This is a genomic window from Dyella sp. BiH032 (assembly GCF_031954525.1).
Lineage (GTDB): Bacteria > Pseudomonadota > Gammaproteobacteria > Xanthomonadales > Rhodanobacteraceae > Dyella_D.
In genome coordinates this window covers 2997423-3019404 of record NZ_CP134867.1, presented here as the reverse complement: position 1 = coordinate 3019404, position 21982 = coordinate 2997423, and the positions used below count along the sequence as shown (strand labels likewise).

Genomic DNA, 21982 nt, shown 5'->3' with positions numbered 1-21982 from the left:
CCTCCGGGGAGAAGGTGCCGGCAGGCGGATGAGGGGGGCCTACGGAGCGCTGAAGCCGCAGTCTTCGCTCCGTAGGTCCCCTCATCCCAGCCCTCTGAGGGCGTAGTCCGTCGAGCTTCTGGAAAGCCCCTTGCACACCCTCCGTCACACGCCGTGCTGCATCATCCCCGCATGGACGAATTCATCATCCCCCGCACCCTCGCCAAAGGGCGGAGCTACGTCTACCTATTGCCATGCCGCGACCAGGACCTGCTGAAGATCGGTTTCTCGCGCGAACCGCTGGTGCGTTTCCGCACCCTGCATCGCCGCTTCTTCGACTACTTCGACCTGGAGCGCGGCCTGCTCATGGAAGTGGACCGCGTGGCGCAGGCTCGCGCGATCGAGCGGGACATCCTGCTGCGCCACACCGAGGAGCGCTCGCCGGCGCCGCTGGTGATCGCCGACCGCGCCGCCGGTTACAGCGAATGGCTGCGCGGCGTCGAGCCGGAGGTTTCGGCGCGCCTGCGTGAGTGGGCCGCACGAGACGGGCATGCGATTCACGTATTGCGCGACTGGGTAAGACAGATGTTCGAGGCGCAGATGGACCGCCTCTATGACTGGTCCCTGCGCATGCTGGACGCGATCGAATACGAAGCCTTCAACGTGCCCGAGGCATTTGCCACCGGACAAGCGGCACGGTCGCTTTGCTACGCGATGGACGCCTGCGAATCCGTGGGCATCGACTTGCGCAAGGTATTTCCGGACGCCGTGCTGGCGTGGCGAACACGGCGTCCCTGAGGTACGAACCGCTCACTTCGCTGCCAACCTCGAAGCATGGCTGGCCACCAGCACCCAGCCGCCCGCGCGCCGCACGTAGGTGTCGGTGAACTGGAAATCCAGCGCGTAAGGCTTGCCTTCGCTCTTGCCCTCCACGCGCGTGATGCCGGTGACCACCGCCGCGTCGCCGTACACGCGTACCTTCGAATCGCGGTTGCGAAACACGTCGTATCGCGTGCCGCCGCGCAGATCGGCGACCTCCTCGGCGCGCGTGGTGACCTTGCCGGCAGAGCTGGTCAAGGTGAAGGCCGGGTCCAGGTGCTTTTCGAGCCAGTCCGCGTCCTCGCGTTCGTAGGCGGCGCAGATCTCACGTTCGGCCTGCAGGACGTGGCGCACATCATCCGGCTCGGATGCCCGCGCCGGCGCGAACGGCAGCACGGCCAGCATCGTCAGGGGCAGGGCATGGATGGCGCGCATGGGCTTCTCCGGCGGCGATGGCGGTTCTTATAGCATCGCGCGGCGCCATGCGCTGGCCACCCTGATCTCCCGCCACCTGCGCATGGGCGAAAGGAGAGCGGCTCTCAGGCGGGCTCCTGCGACGCCGGGCGTTCCCGCGCGAACCTCGCCGGCGGCATGCCCACATGCCGGGCGAATGCCACGCTGAACGTGCTCGCCGAGCTGTAGCCCACGCGTTCGGCGACCTCGGCGATCGCTGCGCCGTCCTGACGCAGCAGGCGCTTGGCCAGGGCCATGCGCCAGGCGAGCAGATACTCCATCGGAGCGAGCCCGATCGCCCGGCTGAAACGTTCGAAGAAGGCCGAACGCGACAGTGCCGCTTCCTTCGCCAACTGCGCGACGGTCCATGCTTGCGCCGGCGCTTCATGGATGCGGCGTATGGCATGGGCGAGGCGGGTGTCGGCCAGCCCGCGCAGCAGGCCGGGCGAGACCGGCGCATCGGCCGAAGAGCGCAGCGCCTCGATCAGCAGCGCCTCCAGCAGGCGCGCGAGCATCATGTCGCGCGCGGGACGCCGCTCGCGCGATTCGTCGACCACCAGGCGCACCAGCGTGGCCAGCCGCGGCTCGCCGCGCACCTGTATGCGCTGCGGCAGCAGCGAGACCAGCAGCGCGGCATCCGGCGAGCCGAACACGCAATAGCCGATCAGCAGGCGCGTCTTGGGCGCGGCGTCCGGCTCGCCGAGCTGGAACTCGCCGCCGGGCAGCGCGAGGGGCGTGGAGTCGGGTGCGCCGGGCGCGGGCGGTTCGGCGCTCGACATGGTGAAGCCGTAGGCCGCCGGAATCAGCACGAAATCGCCGGCCTGCAGCACCACGGTTTCGCGGCCGTCTTCCGCGAGGCGGCACGAGCCTTCGAGCACCACACAGTAGTACGGCTGGCCGGTCTCGCTGCGGCGGACCCGCCAGGACCCGAAGGCGCTGACGATCTTCGAGTGCGGCGCACCCGGTTGCAGCAGGGCGACCACCTCGGCGAGCGGATCGATCAAGAACGGACTCCTGCCAACGAAACTCGGACGCCTGATGGTAGTGAGTCCTGTCGCCGATGCCTATCGTTCTGTGGCATCCACGCAACCCGATCCCTCATCCGGAGTCCCCATGAAAACTGTCCTCATCACCGGCTGCTCGTCCGGCTTCGGCCTCGATACCGCGCGTTATTTCCTCGAGCGCGGCTGGAAGGTCGTGGCCACCATGCGCACGCCGCGCGCCGACGTGCTGCCGGCGTCCGAACACCTGCGCGTGCTGGCCCTCGATGTGACCGACCCGGAAAGCATCCGCCAGGCCATCGCCGCCGCCGGTCCGATCGACGTGCTCGTCAACAACGCGGGCATCGGCGTGCTCAATGCGCTGGAAGGCACATCGATGGACATCGCGCGCGAGGTCTTCGAGACCAATACGCTCGGCACGATCGCGATGACCCAGGCGGTACTGCCGCAGTTCCGCGAGCGCCGTTCCGGCGTCGTTGTCAACGTCACGTCCACGGTGACCCTGAAGCCGTTGCGCCTGCTGTCCGTCTACACCGCCAGCAAGGCCGCGGTGAACGCGTTCACCGAATCGCTGGCGCTGGAACTCGAACCGTTCGGCGTACGCGTGCGACTGGTGCTCCCCGGGCGCGCGCCGGAGACGCGCTTCGGCGAGAACGCGCGGACACGCATGCAGGACGGTTTCCCCGATGCCTACGCCGCGCAGGTGCAGCAGGTGTTCGACGAATGGGCGCAGTTGACCACGGAGACGCATGGGAGCGATGTCGCCAAAGCTGTGTGGCGCGCGGTCAACGAACCGGACTGCCCGATGAGGCTTCCGGCGGGAGAGGACGCGCTGGAGCTGGCGAGGGCCGAGGCCGTCGCCGACATCGCCTGACGTCGGGCCGCGTGGCCTCGTGCCTGACGGGACGATGGCGCAGGAATGATGGCGCAGGGAGTGGCGCGTGAACGGAAGAACATCCTCCGCTCACGCGCCGCCGGCGCCGGATGACGCTCTCTCCAGAAACATGTGCGTGGCCCGTTCTCCCGCCAACTGACGGGTGCACTCGTAGCCCAGCGCTCGCGCATCCAATCCGTTCCACAGCGATTCGCCCGCGCCCAACAGCAGCGGCCGTACGGCCAGGTGCAGTTCGTCGATGAGCCCTGCCTGCATGCACTGGCGCACCGTCGACACGCCGCCGCCGATGCGGATGTCGCGTTCCCCGGCCACGGCGCGGGCGCGTTCGAGCGCGGCATGGATGCCGCCGGTGACGAAGTGGAATTCGGTGCCGCCTTTCATCGTGAGCGTGTCGCGCGGGTGATGCGTCAGCACGAACACGGGCGTGTGGTAGGGCGGTTCGTCGCCCCACCAGCCTTTCCAGGCGTCGTCGGGCCAGGGGCCGCGCACGGGGCCGAACATGTTGCGGCCGAGGATCCAGGCGCCGATGCCGGCCATGGCCTGCTCGGCGATGTCGTTGTCGATGCCGGTCTCGCCGCCCTCCATGCCTTGCATCGAGCGCCACACGCGCGTGGGGAAGAACCAGCCCATCAGTTCCGGGCCGCGCAGGCCGAGCGGATTCTGCGCGTCCTGGCACAGGCCGGCGCCGTAGCCGTCCAGGGAAAGGGCGAAGGCGGAAACGCGGACTTTCGGCATGAGGGTCTCCGGCGGGTCTGCCGGGCGCATCTTGCCCGGCTCAGGGGGCCGGCGGTCAAGCCGCCTGCGGGGTCTCGCCGTCCAGTTCGGCCGTATCCTGGCCGGCCATCCGCCGCATCGCCTGCGGCGATTGCCCGAACGCGCGAAGGAACGCACGCCGCATGCGCTCGCGATCGGCGAAACCTACCTCGCGGGCGATCACTTCGATCGGGTGGCGCGTCTGTTCCATCATCAGGCGCGCCGCTTCCACGCGCAGATGTTCCACCGCTTTCGCCGGCGACTGGCCGGTTTCCGCGGTGAACGCGCGGCTGAATTGCCGGGGGCTTAGGTTCGCCGCCTCGGCCAGCTCCTCCACGCTGAGCGCGGAGCGCAGGTGGCTCTTGGCGTAGGTGAGGGCGTTCTGGATGCGGTCGGACTTCGGTTCCAGTTCCAGCAGCGCCGAGAACTGCGACTGGCCGCCCGCGCGGCGGTGGTAGACCACCAGCTTCTGCGCGACCTTGCGCGCCACTTCGGCGCCGAGGTCCTTCTCGACCATAGCCAGCGCGAGGTCGACGCCGGCGGTCATGCCGGCGGACGTCCAGATGTCTCCGTCGATGATGAAGATGCGGTCATCTTCCACTTTCACTTCCGGATACCACTGCCGGAGCTGGCGCGCGAAATGCCAGTGCGTGGTGACGCGGCGGCCGTCGAGCAGGCCGGCTTCGGCGAGCAGGAAGGCGCCGGTGCAGATGGAGGCCACGCGCCGCGTGGTGCGCGGTGCGGCGCGGATGATCTCGACCAGCGAAGGCATGGACGGCGGCATGCCCGGGCCGCCGCCGACCAGCAGCGTGTCGAACGCCTCCGTGCCGATCGCCTCGGTGGCGATGGTGGCGCCGAGCGAACTGATGACCGGGCCGCCGTGCTCGGAGAGCACGTGCACTTCGTAGTTGGCCCGCTGCAGGGCGAGGTTGGCAAATTCGAAGACCGACGCCGCGGCGAGCGTCATGACCTGGAAACCGGGAAAGACCACGAAACCGATGCGCTGCATGGCCGGACTCCTGGGTGGCATAAAAGGTGGCATCCGCGACATTTAAGTCCGATCGGGCCGGACTTACAACTATGGCCATCGCCACCTCCCATCAGGCGTCCTGGAGATCCGAACCATGTCCGACCAACCCGGACCGGGCCCCGCCCGGCGGCCCCGCCTGCGCGCGCTCAAACCCCTGGCCGGCGCGATCGCCGTGGCCGGCCTGGCTTTCTACGGCCTGCACTGGTGGTCGTCGGGCCGCTATGTCGAGAGCACCGACGATGCCTACGTCGGCGGCGACACCACCGTCATCGGCGCAAAGGTGCCGGGCTTCATCCAGGCGGTGGCCGTCGCCGACAACCAGCTCGTCCGCCGCGGCGAACTGCTGGTGAAGATCGACGACCGCGACTATCGCGCCGCGCTGGCGAAGGCCGACGCCGCGGTGGCGGCGCAGCAGGCCGCGCTCGGCAATCTCGACGCGCAGCAGCGGTTGCAGGAAAGCGTGATCGCGCAAGCCCGCGCGGCGCTCGCCGGAGCCGATGCGGAAGCCAGGCGTTCGAAGCTGGACGACGCGCGCTACCGCGAACTGGCCGGACATGCGGCGGTATCGATCGAAAGCGCGCAGCGCGCGGAAGCCACCTTCGCCACCGCGGCAGCCGGCGCGCAGCGTGCCGGTGCGGCGGTGCAGGCGGCGCAGCGCCAGCTGGAAGTGATCGATACGCAGCGGCACCAGGTCGAGGCGGCGCTGGCGCAGGCCAGGGCCGAAGCGGAACTGGCCCGGTTGAACCTGTCGTACACCGAACTGCGCGCGCCGGTCGACGGCGCCATCGGCAACCGCCGCGCGCGCGCCGGCGCCTACGCCGCCGCGGGCAGCCAGATGCTGGCGGTGGTACCGGCACATGGCCTGTGGGTCGATGCCAACTTCAAGGAGGACCAGCTGCGCCGCATGCGCGTGGGCCAGACGGTGGATGTGCGCGCCGACGCAGTGCCGGACCGCGTCTTCAAGGGACGCCTGGCCAGCCTCGCGCCCGCGACCGGCGCGCAGTTCAGCGTGCTGCCGCCGGAAAACGCCACCGGCAACTTCACCAAGATCGTCCAGCGCGTGCCGGTGCGCATCGCGCTGGAAGGCGGCGACGGCGACCTCGGCGTGCTGCGCCCGGGCCTATCGGTCACCGCCACCGTCGATACCAAGGCGCCATGAGCCCCGTCGCCCACCTCACGCCCGGGCAGAAGGTATTCGCCTTCGCCAGCATGTGCCTGGGTATGTTCATCGCGCTGCTGGACATCCAGATCGTGTCCGCCTCGCTGCGCGACATCGGCGGCGGCCTGTCGGCGGGCGTGGACGACGTCGCCTGGGTGCAGACCGCGTACCTGATCGCCGAGATCGTGGTGATCCCGCTGTCCGGCTGGCTGACGCGCGTGTTTTCCACGCGCTGGCTGTTCGCCGTGTCGGCCGCCGGCTTCACCGTGACCAGCCTGCTGTGCGGCGCAGCGTGGGACATCCAGAGCATGATCGTGTTCCGCGCGGCACAGGGTTTCATCGGCGGCTCGATGATCCCGACGGTGTTCACCACCGCCTTCGTGTTCTTCGAGGGCAAGCAGCGCGTGATCGCCGCGGCGACCATCGGCGCGATCGCCTCGCTGGCACCGACGCTGGGACCCACCCTGGGCGGCTGGATCACCGACCACTATTCCTGGCACTGGCTGTTCTTCATCAACCTCGTGCCCGGCACCTTCGTCGCCATCGCCGTGCCGGCGCTGGTGAAGATCGACGAGGCGGACCTGTCGCTGCTGAAGAAAGGCGACTGGGCGGGCATCGCACTGATCGCCATCTTTCTCGGCTGCCTGGAATACACGCTGGAGGAAGGCCCGCGCTGGAACTGGCTGGAAGACTCGACCATCCGCGCCACGGCATGGACCAGTCTGGTGGCCGGCACGCTGTTCGTGTGGCGCGGGCTCACCGCGGAACATCCGGTCGTGGATCTGCGCGCCTTGAAAGACCGCAACTTCGCGCTCGGTTGCTTCTTTTCCTTCGTCACCGGCATCGGCCTGTTCGGCACCATCTACCTCACGCCGCTGTTCCTCGGCCGGGTGGAAGGCTACAGCGCGTTCCAGATCGGCAAGGCGGTGTTCTCCACCGGCGTGTTCCAGATCATGAGCATTCCGCTGTACGCCATGCTCGCCAACCGCTTCGACCTGCGCTGGATCCTGATGTTCGGCCTCGCGCTGTTCGCGGTGTCGATGGTCGAGTTCATGCCGATCACGCACGACTGGAGTTCGACCGAGCTGCTGCTGCCGCAGGCGCTGCGCGGCATGGGCCAGCAGATGGCGGTCGCGCCCACGGTCACGCTCACCCTGGGCGGCCTGCCGCCGGCGCGGCTGCGGCTGGCCTCGGGGCTGTTCAACCTGATGCGCAATCTCGGCGGCGCGATGGGCATCGCCGGTTGCGCGACGATCCTCAACGACCGCACCAACCTGCATTTCTTCCGCATGGCCGAGCACCTGACGCCGGCCAACGAAGCGATGAACGGTCGCTGGAGCGACCTGAGCGGGAACACCGACGCCTCGCTCGTCGCCCTCAAGCAGCTGTGGCTGCTGACGTTCCGCGAGGCGCAGACGCTCACCTACGCCGATGCCTTCTTCTGCATTCTGCTGTGCTTCGTGCTCGCGACGGCCATGGTGCCGCTGATGCGCAAGGTGCAGCCTCCCACCGGACCCTCCGCCGATGCGCACTAAACTCCTTTCTGCTCTGCTCACCCTCGGCCTGGCCGGCTGCGTCGCCGGACCGGACTACGTGAAGCCCGCGCTGCCGGCCGCCGCGACGTTCCACGAAATGCAGACGCAGGCGAAGCCCTCGGCCGAGGCCGCGCCGCCGCCGCTGGACACGTGGTGGACCGGCTTCGGCGATCCGGAGCTGGTGCGCATCGCCGGGCGCGTCGTGGCGCAGAACCTGGACCTGGCCGCGTCCGCCGCACGCGTGGAACAAGCCCGCGCCGCCGCGCGCCATGCGCAGGCCGAGCGCCTGCCGCAGGGTTCGCTCGACGGCAGCGCCACGCGTCTTCGCCAGTCCGAACGCAGTCCGCTCGGCAAGATCGCCAGCGCCTTGCCCGGCTACGAGCGCGACCAGACGCTGGAGGAAATCGGCGCGGGCGCGAGCTGGGAACTGGACCTGGCCGGTGGCCTGCGCCGCCAGGCGGAAGCGGCGGATGCGGAGTACCAGGCGGCCGAAGCCAGCCACGCCGGCGTGCGCATCTCGCTGGTGGCCGAAGCGGCCGATGCCTACTTTCGCGTGCGCGGCGCGCAGGCCCGCATTGCGATTGCCGAAGACCAGATCCGCAATGAGCAAGGGCTGCTCGACCTGGTGAAGCTGCGCGAACGCCATGGCCTGGGCACGGCGCGCGAAACCGCGCAGGCCGAGGCGCTGCTGCTGCAGGCACAGGCCACGGTGCCGCCATTGAAGATCGAACTGGAGACGCAGCTGAACCGGCTCGACGTGCTGATGGGCGCCGCGCCCGGCACCTATGCGGACGAGATCGGCGCGGCCGCTGCACCGATCGCCATTCCGTCCATCGACACTGCCGAAGGCCCGGCCTCGCTGCTGCGTCGCCGCCCGGACGTGATCGCCGCCGAGCGCCGCCTGGCCGCCAGCAACGCGCGCATCGGCGCGGCCCTCGCGCAGTACTACCCGTCGTTCTCGCTGTCGGCGCTGCTGGGTTTCAGCTCGCTGGACACGGGTAAGCTGTTCGGCGGCAAGTCGTTCCAGCCTGCCGGCGCGCTGGGCCTGCACTGGCGGTTGTTCGATTTCGGCCGCGTCGATGCGGAAGTGCAGGCCGCCAAAGGCGTCAACGCGGAAGCGATGGCCGTCTATCGCGGCTCGATGCTGCGCGCGACCGAGGACGTCGAGGACGCCATCGTCAGCCTGGTGCAGCTCGAAGCCCGCCATGGCGTGCTGGACAAGGAAGTCGCCGCGCACGCCCGCGCCCGTGCCGCCGCGCAGGACGCCTATACCGGCGGCGCGGTCAGTCTGATCGAAGTACTGGACGAAGACCGCCAGCTGCTGGAAGCGCGCGACAACCTCGCGCGCACACGCGCGGACCAGGCACGTTCGGCGGTGGCGGTGTTCCGGGCCCTGGGCGGCGGCTGGAACGCGCCCGTCGCCGACGCGACGGCATCGGCATCCGCGGCGCGCTGAGAAGCGCGCCGTGCTCAGCGCTGTTGCGCGGCGACCTTCAGACCCAAGGCGATGAAGATGGTCCCGACGATCTTCCCCTGCCAGCGCTTCAGCCAGGCCAGGCGTCCGATCAGCCGGCCCAGAGGCCGGATCGATAGCGCCAGCAGCGTCGAATAGAGCGAGCTGAGCGCAACGAAGATCAGGCCGAGCACAGCGAACTGCGCGAAGGTGGAGCCGCGTTCCGGATGCACGAACTGCGGCATGAAGGCGAGGAAGAACAACGCCGTCTTCGGGTTCAGCAGCTCGGCGGGAATCGCCTGCAGGAAGGCCTTGCCCGGCGCGATGGGCGTCGCGGCGGGCAGGGCGGCGGCCGCGGGCTGGTCCATTGCGGGCTTTTCCATCACGGCGCGGATGCCGAGATAGATGAGGTAGGCCGCACCCACGTACTTCACGGCGCTGAAGGCGAGGGCGGAGGTCATCAGCACCGCGGACAGCCCGACCGCCGCGAACAGCGTGTGCAGGAAGTCGCCGGCCGCGATGCCCAGGCCGGTCATCACGCCGACGTTCCTGCCGCCCTGCACGGTGCGGCTGACCACCAGCAGCACGGCCGGTCCGGGAATGAGGAACAGGCCGATCACGACGGCGATGAAGGTGCCCAGCGTGGATGCATCGAACATGGCGGCTCCCGGGACGTTTGCGTGACTGGAGATTCTAGCGCCCGTCCGCGGCCTCTCTTTCCGTGCGACAGGCCAATATTTCTGTCAGTCGATTGAGGGGACGCTTAGCGCTCATTGGCGCGACGCTCACGCTGCCGGCTGGGATAAACGCCTCCGCGCATCCATACGGCCTCGCATAGGCCAGAAGTTGGCCGTCATTTCTTTTTCCGAAAGATTGACGCAAGTCACAACATCCTTCGATTCTTTCGAGCTGTCGCTCGCGGAAATAGGGGCCGGGAGCGATTCGCCGTGGGGTACGGCGTTTTCGGTTTTCCTCCTGTCTGCTCGTCGCGTCACCGAGGCCTGGGATGAGGCCCATCGGAGATTCGCGCTCGGCCGTGCGGGAGGGGCCGGGCTTTCTCCTTGAAACGACCAGTCCACGGTGCGCACGCCGCAGTCGGCGCGCCGCGGTGGACTGCTGCCTACCTTCAGGGGATGTCGGATGGAATCCGATCGCACGCAGCTCACTCCGCTGCGTGGACGCAGCGGCCGCTTCCTTGGCCGCCTGTTGTTCGCGTGCCTGACCTTGTTCGCCGCCGCGCCGGTCATGGCCGCGGTCGACCTGGTCGTCAACAATGCCGACACCGGCTCCGATCCGACGCCGGCCGGCGGCATCGTCACCTACACGGTGCGCGTGGACAACAACGGCAGCACCGGTGCCACCGGCGTCAAGCTGGCCGACACGCTGCCTGCCGGCACCGTCTACATCGGTGCGAGCGCGCCTGCGGGCGTGACCTGCGGTACGCCGGCCGGCGGGGTGCTCAATTGCGACCTCGGCTCGCTGGCTTCCGCCGGCAGCATCACGGTGAGCATCCAGGTGCGCGCGCCCGCCGCGGGCATCATCACCAATACGGCCTCCGCCACCTCGAACGAGGCGGACACCGCGCCGGCCAACAACACCGGCATCACCCAGGACACCACCATCAACCAGGGCGCTGACCTGGCGCTGGCGGTGGCGCAGAGCCCCAGCGGCTCGGTGACGTCCGGCGGCGCCCTGGGCTACACCTTCACCGTCGCCAATAACGGCCCGGATACGGCCAGCAGCGTACGCATCACCGCGAACCTGCCGCCCGGCTTCAACGCGAGCAGCGGCTTGCCGTCCGGCTGTTCGGTGGCTTCGCAGGTACTGACCTGCGACCTCGGCGGCACCATCGCCAGCGGCGGCAATCGCGTGATCGGCCCGATCAACGGCACGGTCGCCGCGGCCGGCGGCTCCGACCTGGCGCTCAACGGCAGCGTCGCCGTTTCTTCGCTCAGCGCGCCGCAGGACCCGGACAGCGGCAACAACAGCGTCACCACGCACATCTCGGTGCTCGCCGGCAGCGACGTGAGCCTGACCAAGACGGCCAGCACCGGCTCGCCGATCCTGACCGGCACGGCGTTCAGCTTCATCCTCACGCCGCGCTACACGGGCGACAACCCGACCAACGTCAGCGTCACCGACACGGTGCCGGCCAATTTCCAGATCACCGGCACGCCTTCCGGCACGGGCTGGAGCTGCGGTGCGCCCGCGGGGCAGACCATCACCTGCGCACGCCCGCTCGGCGGCAGCGGAGCCGGCTACAACATCGCCATGCCGGCGATCACGGTGCCGGTGAAGGCAATCACCGCCGGCACGGCCATCACCAACACGGCCACGGCGAGCAGCACGCTCACCGATCCACAGTCCAGCAACAATGCCGGCTCGGCCACCGTGGGCGTGGTCGATCCCACCTCCGACCTGTCCGCGAACAAGAGCGGCCCGAACCCGGCCCTGGCCACCGTCGGCTCCAGCTTCGACTGGAGCATCTCCATGCACAACAACGGCACGGCGCCGCTCACCGGCACCGCGCGCATGATCGACACGCTGCCGGTCGGCGTCACGCTCACCGCCTACAAGCAGACCAACGGCTGGAGCTGCACGCCGGCCGCGCCGTTCACGCCGACGGCGGGCAACCAGACCGTCACCTGCACGCGCGACTACACCGCCGGCGCGCCGCTGGCGGTGGGCGGCACCAGCCAGTCCGTGCTGTACACGGTGACGGCGAACACCACCGGCAATCTCAACAACAGCATGTGCGTGTCCGCCGTGGCCTCCGCCGCGGGTACGCCGTGGAACGACAACGACGCCAGCAACAACTGCGTGGGCGTCGGCGTGGATGTGCAGGCTGGTCCGGACTCGGCCGACCTCAAGCTGGTCAAGACCGCGCTGCAGGCCACCACGGCCGCGGGCGACGAACTGGACTACACGCTGGAAGTGGTCAACAGCGGTCCGCAGACCGCCGTGGCCGTGAGCGTGGTCGACCAGCTCGATACGCTGATCAACAGCAGCGTAGGCCCGACCGGTGCCGGCTTCATCGCCGCCACCATCGCCAACGGCCCGGCCGGCGCGAACTGTCCGGCGCCGTCGGCGACCTCGGGCACCGGCGTGAAGCTGCAGTGCGCACTCGGCGATGTGCCGGTGTGCACGGCCGGCAGCAACTGTCCGGTCATCACGGTGAAGATCCGCCCCGGTGGCGACGGCGGCGCGCGCACCAACAGCGCCTATGCGCTGTCGCCCACCACGGCCGATCCCAACTACAACGACAACAACGACAGCGTCACCACCACCATCGACGCGCGCGCGGACGTGAGCGTCGTCATCAGCGGTTCGCCCTCGCCGGCCACCGCGGGCCAGAACCTGACCTACACGCTCACCGTCCGCAACGGCAACTACAGCCAGGCGCAGAACGTCTCCGTCTCCGACCTGCTGCCGCCCGGCGTGACCTTCGTGTCGGCCACGGCCTCCGGCGGCGGCAGCTGCCCGGCCACGCTGGCGGCCGGTTCCACCACCGGTAGCGGCAACCAGACCCTGGTGTGCAACTGGGGAGCGATCAATCAGAACGCGCAGCAGACCGTGACCGTAGTGGTGCGTCCGAACGACGCCACCCAGGGCACCACGCTGGTCAACACCGCTACGGCATCCACCAGCACCACCGAATTGAGCGGCGCCAACAACAGCGGCAGCTTCAACGCGCCGGTAAACAACGCGGCGCTGGACATCCTCGGCAACATTGTCGACAGCCCGGACCCCGTCGCCGTGGGCGACACCATGACGTACACGCTGACGCTGACCAACAGCGGCCCGTCGTACGCCGAGAACGCCAACTTCACGGCGACGCTGCCGACGGCGCTGCTGAGCTTCCAGTCGCTGAGCGCGCCGGCCGGCGCCACTTGCAGCACGCCCGCGGTCGGCACGATCGGCGGCACGATCACCTGCCAGTTCGGTACGGTCGCCGCGGCCACCAGCAAGTCCGTGCAGGTGACCATGCGCGGCGAGGCCAAGGGCACCACCACGCTCAAGCTGTCGACCAGCTCGGACGAGGTCGCCGCCGGCCTCGACACGCGGCCGGGCAACAACAACCCCAGCGAAAGCACGACGGTGCGCACCAAGGCCGACGTGCAGGTGGTGAGCAAGACCGCCAACCCGTCGAGCATCGGCTATCGCGAGCCGTTCAACTACACGATCGTGGTCGCCAACAACGGCCCGGGCGTGGCGGACGGCGTGCAGGTCACCGATAGCCTGCCCAGCGGCATGGTGCTGGCCGGCACGCCTACGGTGGCGGCCAACGGCGGCTTCCCCTCGATGCCCGGCGCGCCCTGCACGGGCGTCGCGGGCGGCACGAATTTCAGCTGCACGCTCGGAGACGACGTCGCAGTGAATGCGAACACCGCCATCACCGTGCCGGTGCGCGTGACCGGGCAGCCCTCGGCCAACCCGGCGACGTACACCAACAACGCCTCGATCACCACCAGTTCGCAGGACCCGACGCCGGGCAACAACAGCAACAGCGGCAACGTCAGCGTCACCAGCTCGTCGGTGGCCGGATCGGTGTTCGCCGACCTCAACGGCAACGGCGTGCGCGATGCGGGCGAGGCAGGCATTGCGGGCGTCACCTTGAAAGTGACCGGCACCGCGGTGGATGGCTCGGCGGTCAATCGCACCGTCACCAGCGGTGCGGACGGCAGCTACGTGGTGCCATTCCTGCCCACGGGCAACTACACGGTGACCGAGACGCAGCCGTCCGGCTATCGCGACGGCACCGATACCGCCGGCAGCGCCGGCGGCACTGCCGCCAACCCCGGCGACGCGATCAGCGGCATCGCGCTGCCGAGCAACACCGCGGCCACCGGCTACAACTTCGGCGAACTGCCGGATGCGCAGATCACTGGCAAGGTCTACAGCGATCTCAACAACAACGGCGTCGCCGATGCGGGCGAAGCGGGCATCGGCAATCCGCCGGTCACGCTGACGCTCACCGGCACCGACGACCTCGGCCAGGCGGTAAGCCTCACCACCACCACGGACGCCTCGGGCAACTACGCCTTCAAGGGCCTGCGTCCCGGCAACTACACCGTGACCGAGACGCAGCCGGCGGGCTACCTGCCGGGCAAGGCGCGCACAGGCACCGGCGTGACCGCTGGCGGCACGCCGTCGGCGGATGGCAACACCATCGCCGGCATCACGCTGGGCGCCGGCCAGCAGGGCGCCAACTTCGACTTCGGCGAACTGGCGTCCACGTCGCTGGCGGGCTTCGTCTACATCGATGCCAACAAGAACGGCGTGCGCGATGCGGGCGAGACGGCAGGCATCGGCGGCGTCACGGTGACGCTCACCGGCACCGACGACCTCGGCCATGCGGTGAACACCACCGTCACCACGGCCAATGACGGCAGCTACAGCTTCCCGAATCTGCGCCCCGGCAGCTATCAGATCGCCGAAACGCAACCGGCGCAGTGGCAGGACGGCGGCGACGCCGTGGGTACCGTGGGCGGCACGCCGAACGGTGCGCTGGCGGGCAACGACGTCATCGGCAGCATCACGATCGGCGCGGGCCAGTCCGGCATCGACTACAACTTCGGCGAAGTGGGCCAGGGCCTGGGCGGCTTCGTCTACGTGGACGCCAACGGCAACGGCGTGCGCGACGCGGGCGAGACCGGCATCGCGGGTGTGTCGATCGCGATCACCAACACGGCGACCAATGCCACGGTGAACGTGACCACCGACGCCTCCGGCGCGTACCTGGCTTCCAGCCTGCCGGGCGGCACCTATCGCATCGCCGAGACGCAGCCGCCGACATACGCCGACGGCCAGGAGCAGGTCGGCACGCTCGGCGGCACGCATGCGGCCAACGACGTGTTCGACGGCATCGTGCTGGGCGTGTCGCAGGTCGGCGCCAACTACAACTTCGGCGAGCTGGCCGGGCGCCTGTCCGGCGCCACCTTCATCGACGGCAACAACAACGGCGTGCGCGACGCGGGCGAGACCGGCATCGCGGGCGTCACCGTCACGCTCACCGGCACCGACGTGGACGGCCACTCGGTCAACCGCACGGTGAGCACCGATGCCAACGGCGATTACGTCTTCGACGGCCTGCTGCCTTCCAACGGTGCCGGCTACACGCTCACCGAGACGCAACCGGGTGCGTATGCGGACGGTCCGGAACACGTCGGCAGCCTCGGCGGCACCGCCGGTGCGGCGGGCGCCAGCGTCATCTCCGGCATTCCGGTGGCGCCGGGCGCGCGCGGCACGGCGTATGACTTCGGCGAATTGACCGGCGGCATCAGCGGCTCGGTCTACGTGGACGCAAACAACAACGGCGTGCGCGACGCCGGCGAAGCGCCGATCGCGGGCGTCAGCGTGCGCCTGACCGGCACCGACGTGGACGGCAAGGCCGTGGACCGCACGGTGGTGACGGGCGCGGACGGCAACTACGTGTTCGCGGGCCTCACCAAGGCCGGCGCCGCGGGCTACACCATCACCGAGACGCAGCCGGACGGCTACATCGATGGCAAGAGCGTGCCGGGCAAGATCAATGGCGCCCCGTGCGCGGCGTGCACCACCTCGACGCGCAACGTGGACGGCAACGTGCCGTTCGATCCGGCGCAGCCGTTCACCCAGTTCGATTTCCCGGAACTGACGCCCAGCTCGCTGGCCGGTTCGGTGTACGACGACGTCAACGGCAACCAGGTGCGTGACACCGGCGAAGGCCTGGGCAACGTTACCGTGACGCTCACCGGCACGGACGACCTCGGCCAGGCGGTGAACCTCACCGCCACCACCGCCGCCGACGGCAGCTACAAGTTCGAGCACCTGCGTCCGGGCAGCTACAGCGTGACCGAGACGCAGCCGACGGGCCTGGGCGACGTCGGCTCGCGCGCCGGTACCGCGGGCGGCAGCACCACGCCGAACGTGATCAGTGCGATCGCGCTCGCGCAGGGCACCGCGGCCACGGGCTACGACTTCATCGACCATGGCAGCGTGCTCAGTGGCGCGGTGTACTTCGACAAGAACGGCAACGGCGTGCGCGACGCCGGCGAGCCGGGCCTGGGCGGCGTCACGGTGACGCTGAGCGGCCCGATCACGCGCACGGTCACCACCGATGCCACCGGCGCCTATCAGTTCGCCGGCCTGGTCGCGGGCACCTACACCGTCACCGAGGCACAGCCCCCGCTGTACAAGGACGGCGGCACGCAGGTCGGCAGCGCGGGCGGCGCGAAGGGCAACAACAGCATCGGCGCGATCACGCTCGGCGCCGGCACCAACGCCACCGACTACAACTTCCCGGAACTGACCGGCGCCGACGGCAGCATCGCCGGCAGCGTGTGGCTCAACAACGCCACCGGCAATCCCACCGCGAAGGACACCGGCGAAGCGAGCCTCACCGGCTGGTACGTGGAGCTGTACCAGAACGGCAGCCGAGTGGCCTCGGTGCCGGCGGTCGCCACCGACGCGCAGGGCAACTACGTGCTCACCGGCGTGCCGGCCGGCAGCGGTTACGAGCTGCGCTTCCGCAGCCCGGGCGGCGTGTACTACGGCTATCCGGTCTCGCAGGACCCGGACAAGCAGTGGAACGGCACGGTGAACAAGTCCGCTGCGATGCCGTCGATCCAGGGCGTCACCGTGGGCTCCGGCGTGGCCGTCACGCAGCAGGACCTGCCGCTCGACCCGGGTGGCATCGTGTACGACGCGGTATCGCGCCAGCCGCTGGCCGGTGCGCGCGTCACGCTGCTCGATCCTTCCGGCCAGCCAGTGAACCCGCAGTACCTCGCCGGCGGGCAGGGCAACGTCACGCAGACCACCGGCACGGACGGGCTCTATCAGTTCCTGCTCCTGCCGGGCGCGCCGGCAGGTACGTACACGCTGCGTGTGGAAGCGCCGGCCGGCTACGTCACGCCGCCGTCGGGCATCCATCCGCCGGCAGGCAAGCAGCTGAGCGTGCCGGGCGGGTCGACCACCTACCGCGTGTCGCCGCTCAACGCACCGCCGGCGTCGGGCGACCTGCCGCCGTACTACCTGGCCTTCGCCGTTACCGCCAACTCGGTGGGCTTCGCCGGCAACCACATTCCGGTGGACCCGGTGCTGCAGGGTGCGCTGCGCGTCACCAAGACCACGCCCAAGATCAACGTGAGCAAGGGCGACCTGGTGCCGTACACCATCGCGATCACCAACACGCTGGCGGTCACCCTGACCAACATCGCGGCGGTGGACCTGGTGCCGGCGGGCTTCAAGTACCGCGCGCAGAGCGCCCGCATCGACGGCATGCCGCGCGAGCCGCTGAGCAACGGCCGCACGCTGAGCTGGCCGGACCTGAGCATCGGCCCGAACCAGACGCGCACGCTGACCCTGGTGCTGGTGATCGGCTCGGGCGTGGGCGAGGGCGAATACACCAACCAGGCCTGGGCGTCGAACACGCTCGCCAACCGCGTGGTGTCCAACATCGGCTCGGCCGTGGTGCGGCTGGTGCCGGATCCGACCTTCGACTGCGCCGACCTGATCGGCAAGGTGTTCGACGACAAGAACGGCAACGGCTACCAGGACCAGGGCGAGCCCGGCGTGCCCGCGGTGCGCCTGGCCACGCCGCGCGGCCTGCTGGTCACCACCGATGCGGAAGGCCGTTACCACGTGCCGTGCGCGGATATCCCGCAGTACGACCGCGGCGCCAACTTCGTGATGAAGCTGGACGAGCGCAGCCTGCCGACCGGCTACCGCATGACGACCGAGAACCCCGGCGACGTGCGCATGACCGCCGGCAAGATGTCCAAGCTCAACTTCGGCGTGGCGCTGCACCGCGTGGTGCGCGTGGACGTGAGCGCGGCCGCCTTCGAGCACGGCGGCGACCGGTTGCTGGACACCTGGGCCGCGCAGCTGCCGAAGCTCTACGAGCGCATCAAGGGCCAGCCCACCGTGCTGCGCCTGGCTTATCACCCGGCGCGTGGCGAGAACCTCGATCAGGCAAGACAGCGATTGCGGACCTTGCAACGACGTATCGACGACGACTGGCACCGGACCGGCGACGACCGCCCCGTGCTGATCGAACAGGAAATCGCCGAGGTGCAGCCATGATCGCCACGACCGTGACGGCATTCCGCCGCCAACCGCTCGCCGCGCTGATCGGCCTGGCCCTGGCCATGCCCAGTCCCGCGCTGGCTACCGACACCCCGGCGCAGGCCGCGCCGGGCGACGACCACCACGGCCGCGTCGTGCAGAACGCCGCGCTCGTGCCCAACGCCGTCCCGCCTTCCAGCGAGCACGTGCAACCACTGGCCGCGGACGGCAAGCCCCTAGCCAGCGACGTGCGCCAGGGCGATGCGGTGTCCTGCGCGAACGGCGCCGCTGCGTCCATGCCCACCGACGCCAGACCCTTCGTGGTGAGCGTCGACGGCGCGCCGGCCGATGGCCAGCCCGCCAACGACGCCGACCGCCAGCGCTGCGTGGACGTGGCGCTCGCCAACGACACCGTGCAGGTGCGCTACGACCCCCTGGTGGCCAAGCCCATGCTCAACGCATGGACGGCGGCCGACGGCGGCGTGCGCGGCGAGGCGGTGACGTTCCGCTCGTGGAGCAATTACGCGGCGTGGATCGCGCATGCGGAGATCCGCGTGTTCCCGCGCGGTGCGAACACGCAGGAAACGCCGCTGGCCGTGGTGCCGCTGCCGATCGGCGGCAGTGCCGCCTGGCAGCCGCCTGCGGACGCGCCGGCCGACCTCATCTACGTGTTGCGCGTGAGCGACGCCAAGGGCCGCTTCGACGAGACGCGCGCCAAGCAGCTCACCCTGGTGGACTACCGCACGCACCACGCCGACCTGGACACACCCGAGCGCGAAGCGCTCACCGGCTACGGCGAGGACAGCCGCGACGTCGCCAACATCTCCGTGCACGGCGCCGCCGTCACGGTGAACGGCCGCGTGCCCGCCGCGGGCACCGCCGTGCACGCGCTCAATACCGACGTGCCGGTGGGCCGCGACGGCAAGTTCGCCATGCAGCAGATCCTGCCGCCGGGCGACCGCGTGGTGGACGTCACGGTAGGCGACCGCAGCTACCGGCGCAGCGTGCGCCTGCCGGACCGCGACTGGTTCTACGTGGGCGTGGCGGACATCACGGCCAGCCACGGCAGCGCCTCGGCCAACGCCACGGTGGTCGACCCGAGCCTGAAGAACGAGGTGAAGAGCAGCGCCATCGACGGACGGCTGGCCTTCTATACGAAGGGCACATTCGACAACGGCTGGCGCCTCACCGCGTCCGCCGACACGCGCGAGCAGCCGCTGAACGACCTCTTCAGCAACTTCGCCAGCAAGGACCCGCGCTACCTGCTGCGCCGGATCGATCCAGACCAGTTCTATCCGGTGTACGGCGACGACTCCACCGCGGTGGACGACGCGCCGACGCAAGGCAAGTTCTACGTCAAGGTGGAGAAGAACGACACCCAGCTGATGTGGGGCAACTTCCTCACCTCGTGGACCGGTTCGGAACTGGTGCAGTACTCGCGCGGCCTGTACGGCGCCAACTTGCTGTGGAAGTCGGAAGGCACCACCGAGCACGGCGAGCGGCGCAGCAGCCTCAACGCCTTCGCCGCCGATCCGGGCACGGTCGCTTCGCGCGAGGAATTCCGCGGTACCGGCGGTTCGCTGTACTACCTGCAGCGCCAGGACATCACTACCGGCTCCGAGCGGGTGTGGGTGGAAATCCGCGATCGCGATTCGGGCCTGGTCCTGCAGCGCACGCTGCTGGTGCCGGGATCGGACTACGACCTCAACTACCTGCAGGGCCGCATCCTGTTGCGCGCGCCGCTGTCCTCGGTGGCGGACGGCTCGGGGCTGGTGCAGCTCGGCGGCCTGTCCGGCAATCCTGCCTACCTCGTCGTCAACTACGAATACGTGCCCGGCGTAACCGAGCTGGACACGCTCGCGGCCGGCGCGCGCGGCGAGCACTGGTTCAACGACCACGTGCGCATCGGTGCCACCAGCTACCACCAGGGCGGCGAAGGCACGGACCAGAGCCTGGGCGGCATCGACGCGACGCTGCGCTACAAGCCCGGCACCTTCCTGCGCCTGGAAGCGGCACGCTCGAAGGGTGAGGGCACCGGCACGCTCAATTCGATCGACGGCGGCTTCAACTTCCAGAACGCCAACGGCCTGGGCAACCAGCAGCCGGCCAAGAGCGACGACAAGGCCTACGCGGGCCGCATCGACGCGGCGGTGTCGCTGGCCGACTTCTCCAAGGACATGCGCGGCACCCTCAGCGCGTACTGGCAGGACCGGCAGAACGGCTTCTCCGCCCCCGGGCAGATCACCCTGGGCAGCGAAGGTGCGCGCCAGGTCGGCGCTCGCGCGGACATTCCGCTGGGCAAGGCCACCGACGTCAGCCTGAAGGCGGACCGCACCGATGCGCTGAGCCAGGACCGCCATTCCGCCGAAGCCGCGGTGCGTCACCAGTTCGACCCGCACTGGGCCGGCAGCGTAGGCGTGCGCGCGGAAGACCGCGGCGTGGCCAATACCACGCTGATCCAAAGTCCGGTCCTGGCCGAGCACGGCGAACGTACCGACGCCATCGTGCGCGTGGACTACCAGTCGCTGGCCAGCGACCCGGCCAAGCCGGGCACCTTGCCGGACACGCTCGATTCGTGGAACGCCTACGGTTTCGTGCAGCAGACCCTGGCCCGCACCGGCACGCGCAGCGACAACGACCGCGCGGGCCTCGGCGGCGGCTGGCAGATCACCGAGCGCATCCATGCCAATGCCGAAGTGTCGGACGGCGACGGCGGCCTGGGCGGCAAGCTCGGCGGCGACTATCGCATCAGCGACCGCAGCAATGTCTACGCGCAGTACCTGATGGAAACGGATCGCCCAGACCTCGCGTACCGCGGACGCTTCGGTACGCTGGTCGGCGGTGCCAAGACGCGCCTCAACGATCGCGTGAGCGTGTACGAGGAAAGCCGCGAGACCACCGGCAGCGGGCAGGACAGCCTGATCCACGCCTTCGGCCTGGACATGACGGTGAACGACCGCTGGACCACCGGTTTCAAGCTGGAGGAAGGCACCATCAGCGATCCGCTCGCCGGCGACCTGCGCCGCCAGGCGGCCAGCGTGTCGCTGGCCTACAAGGGGCTGGCGACGAAGTGGGCATCGAGCGTGGAGTACCGCTACGAGGACAGCAACGTCTCCGGCCGGCGCACCTCCTGGTTGACGCGCAACAGCCTGGGCAGCCAGCTCACGCCGGCGTGGCGCCTGCTGGGCAAGCTGGACGTCGCGCGCAGCGGTTCGAGCAACGGCGTGTTCTTCGACGGCAACTACACCGAGGGTGTGATCGGCGCGGCCTACCGCCCCGTCGACAACGACCGCTGGAACACCTTGTTCAAGTACACCTACATGTACGACCTGCCGTCCCCGGGCCAGCTCTCGCCATCCAGCGGCATCGGGCCGGTGAGCACGGACCCGACCAGCAACGTGTACGCCAGCACCGTCGCCGACTACAGCCAGAAGAGCCAGGTGCTGTCGGTGGACACCATCTACGACGTCACGCCGTGGTTGTCGCTGGGCGCGAAGTACGGCTACCGCTGGGGCAGCCTCAAGCCCACGCGCACGGCCGGCGACTGGCTGGACAGCACCGCGACGCTGTGGGTGATCCGTGGCGAATGGCATTTCGTGCGCAACTGGAGCGGCCTGGTCGAGTGGCGCCGCCTGAGCGCGCGCGAAGCGGGCGACGCCAAACGCGGCGTGCTGGTGGGCGTGTACCGCTACATCAGCAAGCACCTGAAAGTGGGCGTCGGCTACAACTTCACGCGCTTCTCGGACGACCTGACCAATCTCAACTACAACAACAAGGGCGTGTTCTTGAACGTGCTCTCGACGTTCTGATCCACCGCGCGAAGAGCGAGTCGTGAGGGCGCATGGCGGGCGCCGGACACA

The 21982-nt window shown here is 69.3% G+C and carries 12 protein-coding genes; 7 read left to right on the top strand and 5 right to left on the bottom strand.

Annotation, left to right across the window (positions count from 1 at the left end; all coding sequences use genetic code 11):
* Nucleotides 1-171 precede the first annotated feature (171 nt).
* Complete coding sequence (locus tag RKE25_RS13300; protein WP_311838586.1) at nucleotides 172-777, top strand: hypothetical protein; 606 nt, start codon at nucleotides 172-174, stop codon at nucleotides 775-777.
* Between the two features lie 12 nt (nucleotides 778-789).
* On the opposite strand, the gene RKE25_RS13295 is transcribed toward RKE25_RS13300, so the two are convergent.
* Complete coding sequence (locus RKE25_RS13295) at nucleotides 790-1233, bottom strand: nuclear transport factor 2 family protein (RefSeq protein WP_311838585.1); 444 nt, start codon at nucleotides 1231-1233, stop codon at nucleotides 790-792.
* Nucleotides 1234-1337: 104 nt separating this feature from the next.
* Nucleotides 1338-2255, bottom strand: a complete 918-nt coding sequence (locus tag RKE25_RS13290; RefSeq protein WP_311838584.1) for an AraC family transcriptional regulator — start codon at nucleotides 2253-2255, stop codon at nucleotides 1338-1340.
* Nucleotides 2256-2364: 109 nt separating this feature from the next.
* On the opposite strand from RKE25_RS13290, the gene RKE25_RS13285 reads away from it, so the two are divergent.
* Nucleotides 2365-3126, top strand: a complete 762-nt coding sequence (locus RKE25_RS13285; protein WP_311838583.1) for an SDR family oxidoreductase — start codon at nucleotides 2365-2367, stop codon at nucleotides 3124-3126.
* Between the two features lie 90 nt (nucleotides 3127-3216).
* On the opposite strand, the gene RKE25_RS13280 is transcribed toward RKE25_RS13285, so the two are convergent.
* Nucleotides 3217-3882 (bottom strand): dihydrofolate reductase family protein, encoded by a 666-nt coding sequence (locus tag RKE25_RS13280; RefSeq protein WP_311838582.1) that lies wholly within the window; start codon nucleotides 3880-3882, stop codon nucleotides 3217-3219.
* A 55-nt stretch (nucleotides 3883-3937) separates the two neighbouring features.
* Complete coding sequence (locus RKE25_RS13275) at nucleotides 3938-4909, bottom strand: GlxA family transcriptional regulator (RefSeq protein WP_311838581.1); 972 nt, start codon at nucleotides 4907-4909, stop codon at nucleotides 3938-3940.
* 115 nt (nucleotides 4910-5024) lie between these two features.
* Between RKE25_RS13275 and RKE25_RS13270 the strand changes: the two genes are divergently transcribed.
* Genes RKE25_RS13270 through RKE25_RS13260 form a run of 3 tightly spaced genes read left to right on the top strand, consistent with a single transcriptional unit; the run spans nucleotide 5025 to nucleotide 9080 of the window.
* On the top strand, nucleotides 5025-6089 hold the full coding sequence (locus RKE25_RS13270; protein WP_311838580.1) for an HlyD family secretion protein: 1065 nt from the start codon (nucleotides 5025-5027) through the stop codon (nucleotides 6087-6089).
* Nucleotides 6086-7624 (top strand): DHA2 family efflux MFS transporter permease subunit, encoded by a 1539-nt coding sequence (locus RKE25_RS13265; protein ID WP_311838579.1) that lies wholly within the window; start codon nucleotides 6086-6088, stop codon nucleotides 7622-7624. The genes RKE25_RS13270 and RKE25_RS13265 overlap by 4 nt, the downstream gene beginning before the upstream one ends.
* Nucleotides 7614-9080: an efflux transporter outer membrane subunit gene (locus tag RKE25_RS13260; protein ID WP_311838578.1), complete on the top strand. Its 1467-nt coding sequence runs from the start codon at nucleotides 7614-7616 to the stop codon at nucleotides 9078-9080. Before RKE25_RS13265 ends, RKE25_RS13260 begins: the two co-directional genes overlap by 11 nt.
* Before the next feature lie 14 nt (nucleotides 9081-9094).
* On the opposite strand, the gene RKE25_RS13255 is transcribed toward RKE25_RS13260, so the two are convergent.
* Nucleotides 9095-9736 (bottom strand): LysE family translocator, encoded by a 642-nt coding sequence (locus tag RKE25_RS13255; RefSeq protein ID WP_311838577.1) that lies wholly within the window; start codon nucleotides 9734-9736, stop codon nucleotides 9095-9097.
* 481 nt (nucleotides 9737-10217) lie between these two features.
* On the opposite strand from RKE25_RS13255, the gene RKE25_RS13250 reads away from it, so the two are divergent.
* On the top strand, nucleotides 10218-18140 hold the full coding sequence (locus RKE25_RS13250; protein ID WP_311838576.1) for an SdrD B-like domain-containing protein: 7923 nt from the start codon (nucleotides 10218-10220) through the stop codon (nucleotides 18138-18140).
* Nucleotides 18137-21931 (top strand): hypothetical protein, encoded by a 3795-nt coding sequence (locus tag RKE25_RS13245; protein WP_311838575.1) that lies wholly within the window; start codon nucleotides 18137-18139, stop codon nucleotides 21929-21931. The genes RKE25_RS13250 and RKE25_RS13245 overlap by 4 nt, the downstream gene beginning before the upstream one ends.
* Nucleotides 21932-21982 lie beyond the last annotated feature (51 nt).

Excerpts from the sequence above, each read along its gene's own strand:
- RKE25_RS13300 (WP_311838586.1), top strand. The coding sequence starts at position 172 with ATGGACGAATTCATCATCCCCCGCACCCTCGCCAAAGGGCGGAGCTAC.
- RKE25_RS13295 (WP_311838585.1), bottom strand. The coding sequence starts at position 1,233 with ATGCGCGCCATCCATGCCCTGCCCCTGACGATGCTGGCCGTGCTGCCG.
- RKE25_RS13285 (WP_311838583.1), top strand. The coding sequence starts at position 2,365 with ATGAAAACTGTCCTCATCACCGGCTGCTCGTCCGGCTTCGGCCTCGAT.
- RKE25_RS13280 (WP_311838582.1), bottom strand. The coding sequence starts at position 3,882 with ATGCCGAAAGTCCGCGTTTCCGCCTTCGCCCTTTCCCTGGACGGCTAC.
- RKE25_RS13275 (WP_311838581.1), bottom strand. The coding sequence starts at position 4,909 with ATGCAGCGCATCGGTTTCGTGGTCTTTCCCGGTTTCCAGGTCATGACG.
- RKE25_RS13270 (WP_311838580.1), top strand. The coding sequence starts at position 5,025 with ATGTCCGACCAACCCGGACCGGGCCCCGCCCGGCGGCCCCGCCTGCGC.
- RKE25_RS13265 (WP_311838579.1), top strand. The coding sequence starts at position 6,086 with ATGAGCCCCGTCGCCCACCTCACGCCCGGGCAGAAGGTATTCGCCTTC.
- RKE25_RS13260 (WP_311838578.1), top strand. The coding sequence starts at position 7,614 with ATGCGCACTAAACTCCTTTCTGCTCTGCTCACCCTCGGCCTGGCCGGC.
- RKE25_RS13255 (WP_311838577.1), bottom strand. The coding sequence starts at position 9,736 with ATGTTCGATGCATCCACGCTGGGCACCTTCATCGCCGTCGTGATCGGC.
- RKE25_RS13250 (WP_311838576.1), top strand. The coding sequence starts at position 10,218 with ATGGAATCCGATCGCACGCAGCTCACTCCGCTGCGTGGACGCAGCGGC.
- RKE25_RS13245 (WP_311838575.1), top strand. The coding sequence starts at position 18,137 with ATGATCGCCACGACCGTGACGGCATTCCGCCGCCAACCGCTCGCCGCG.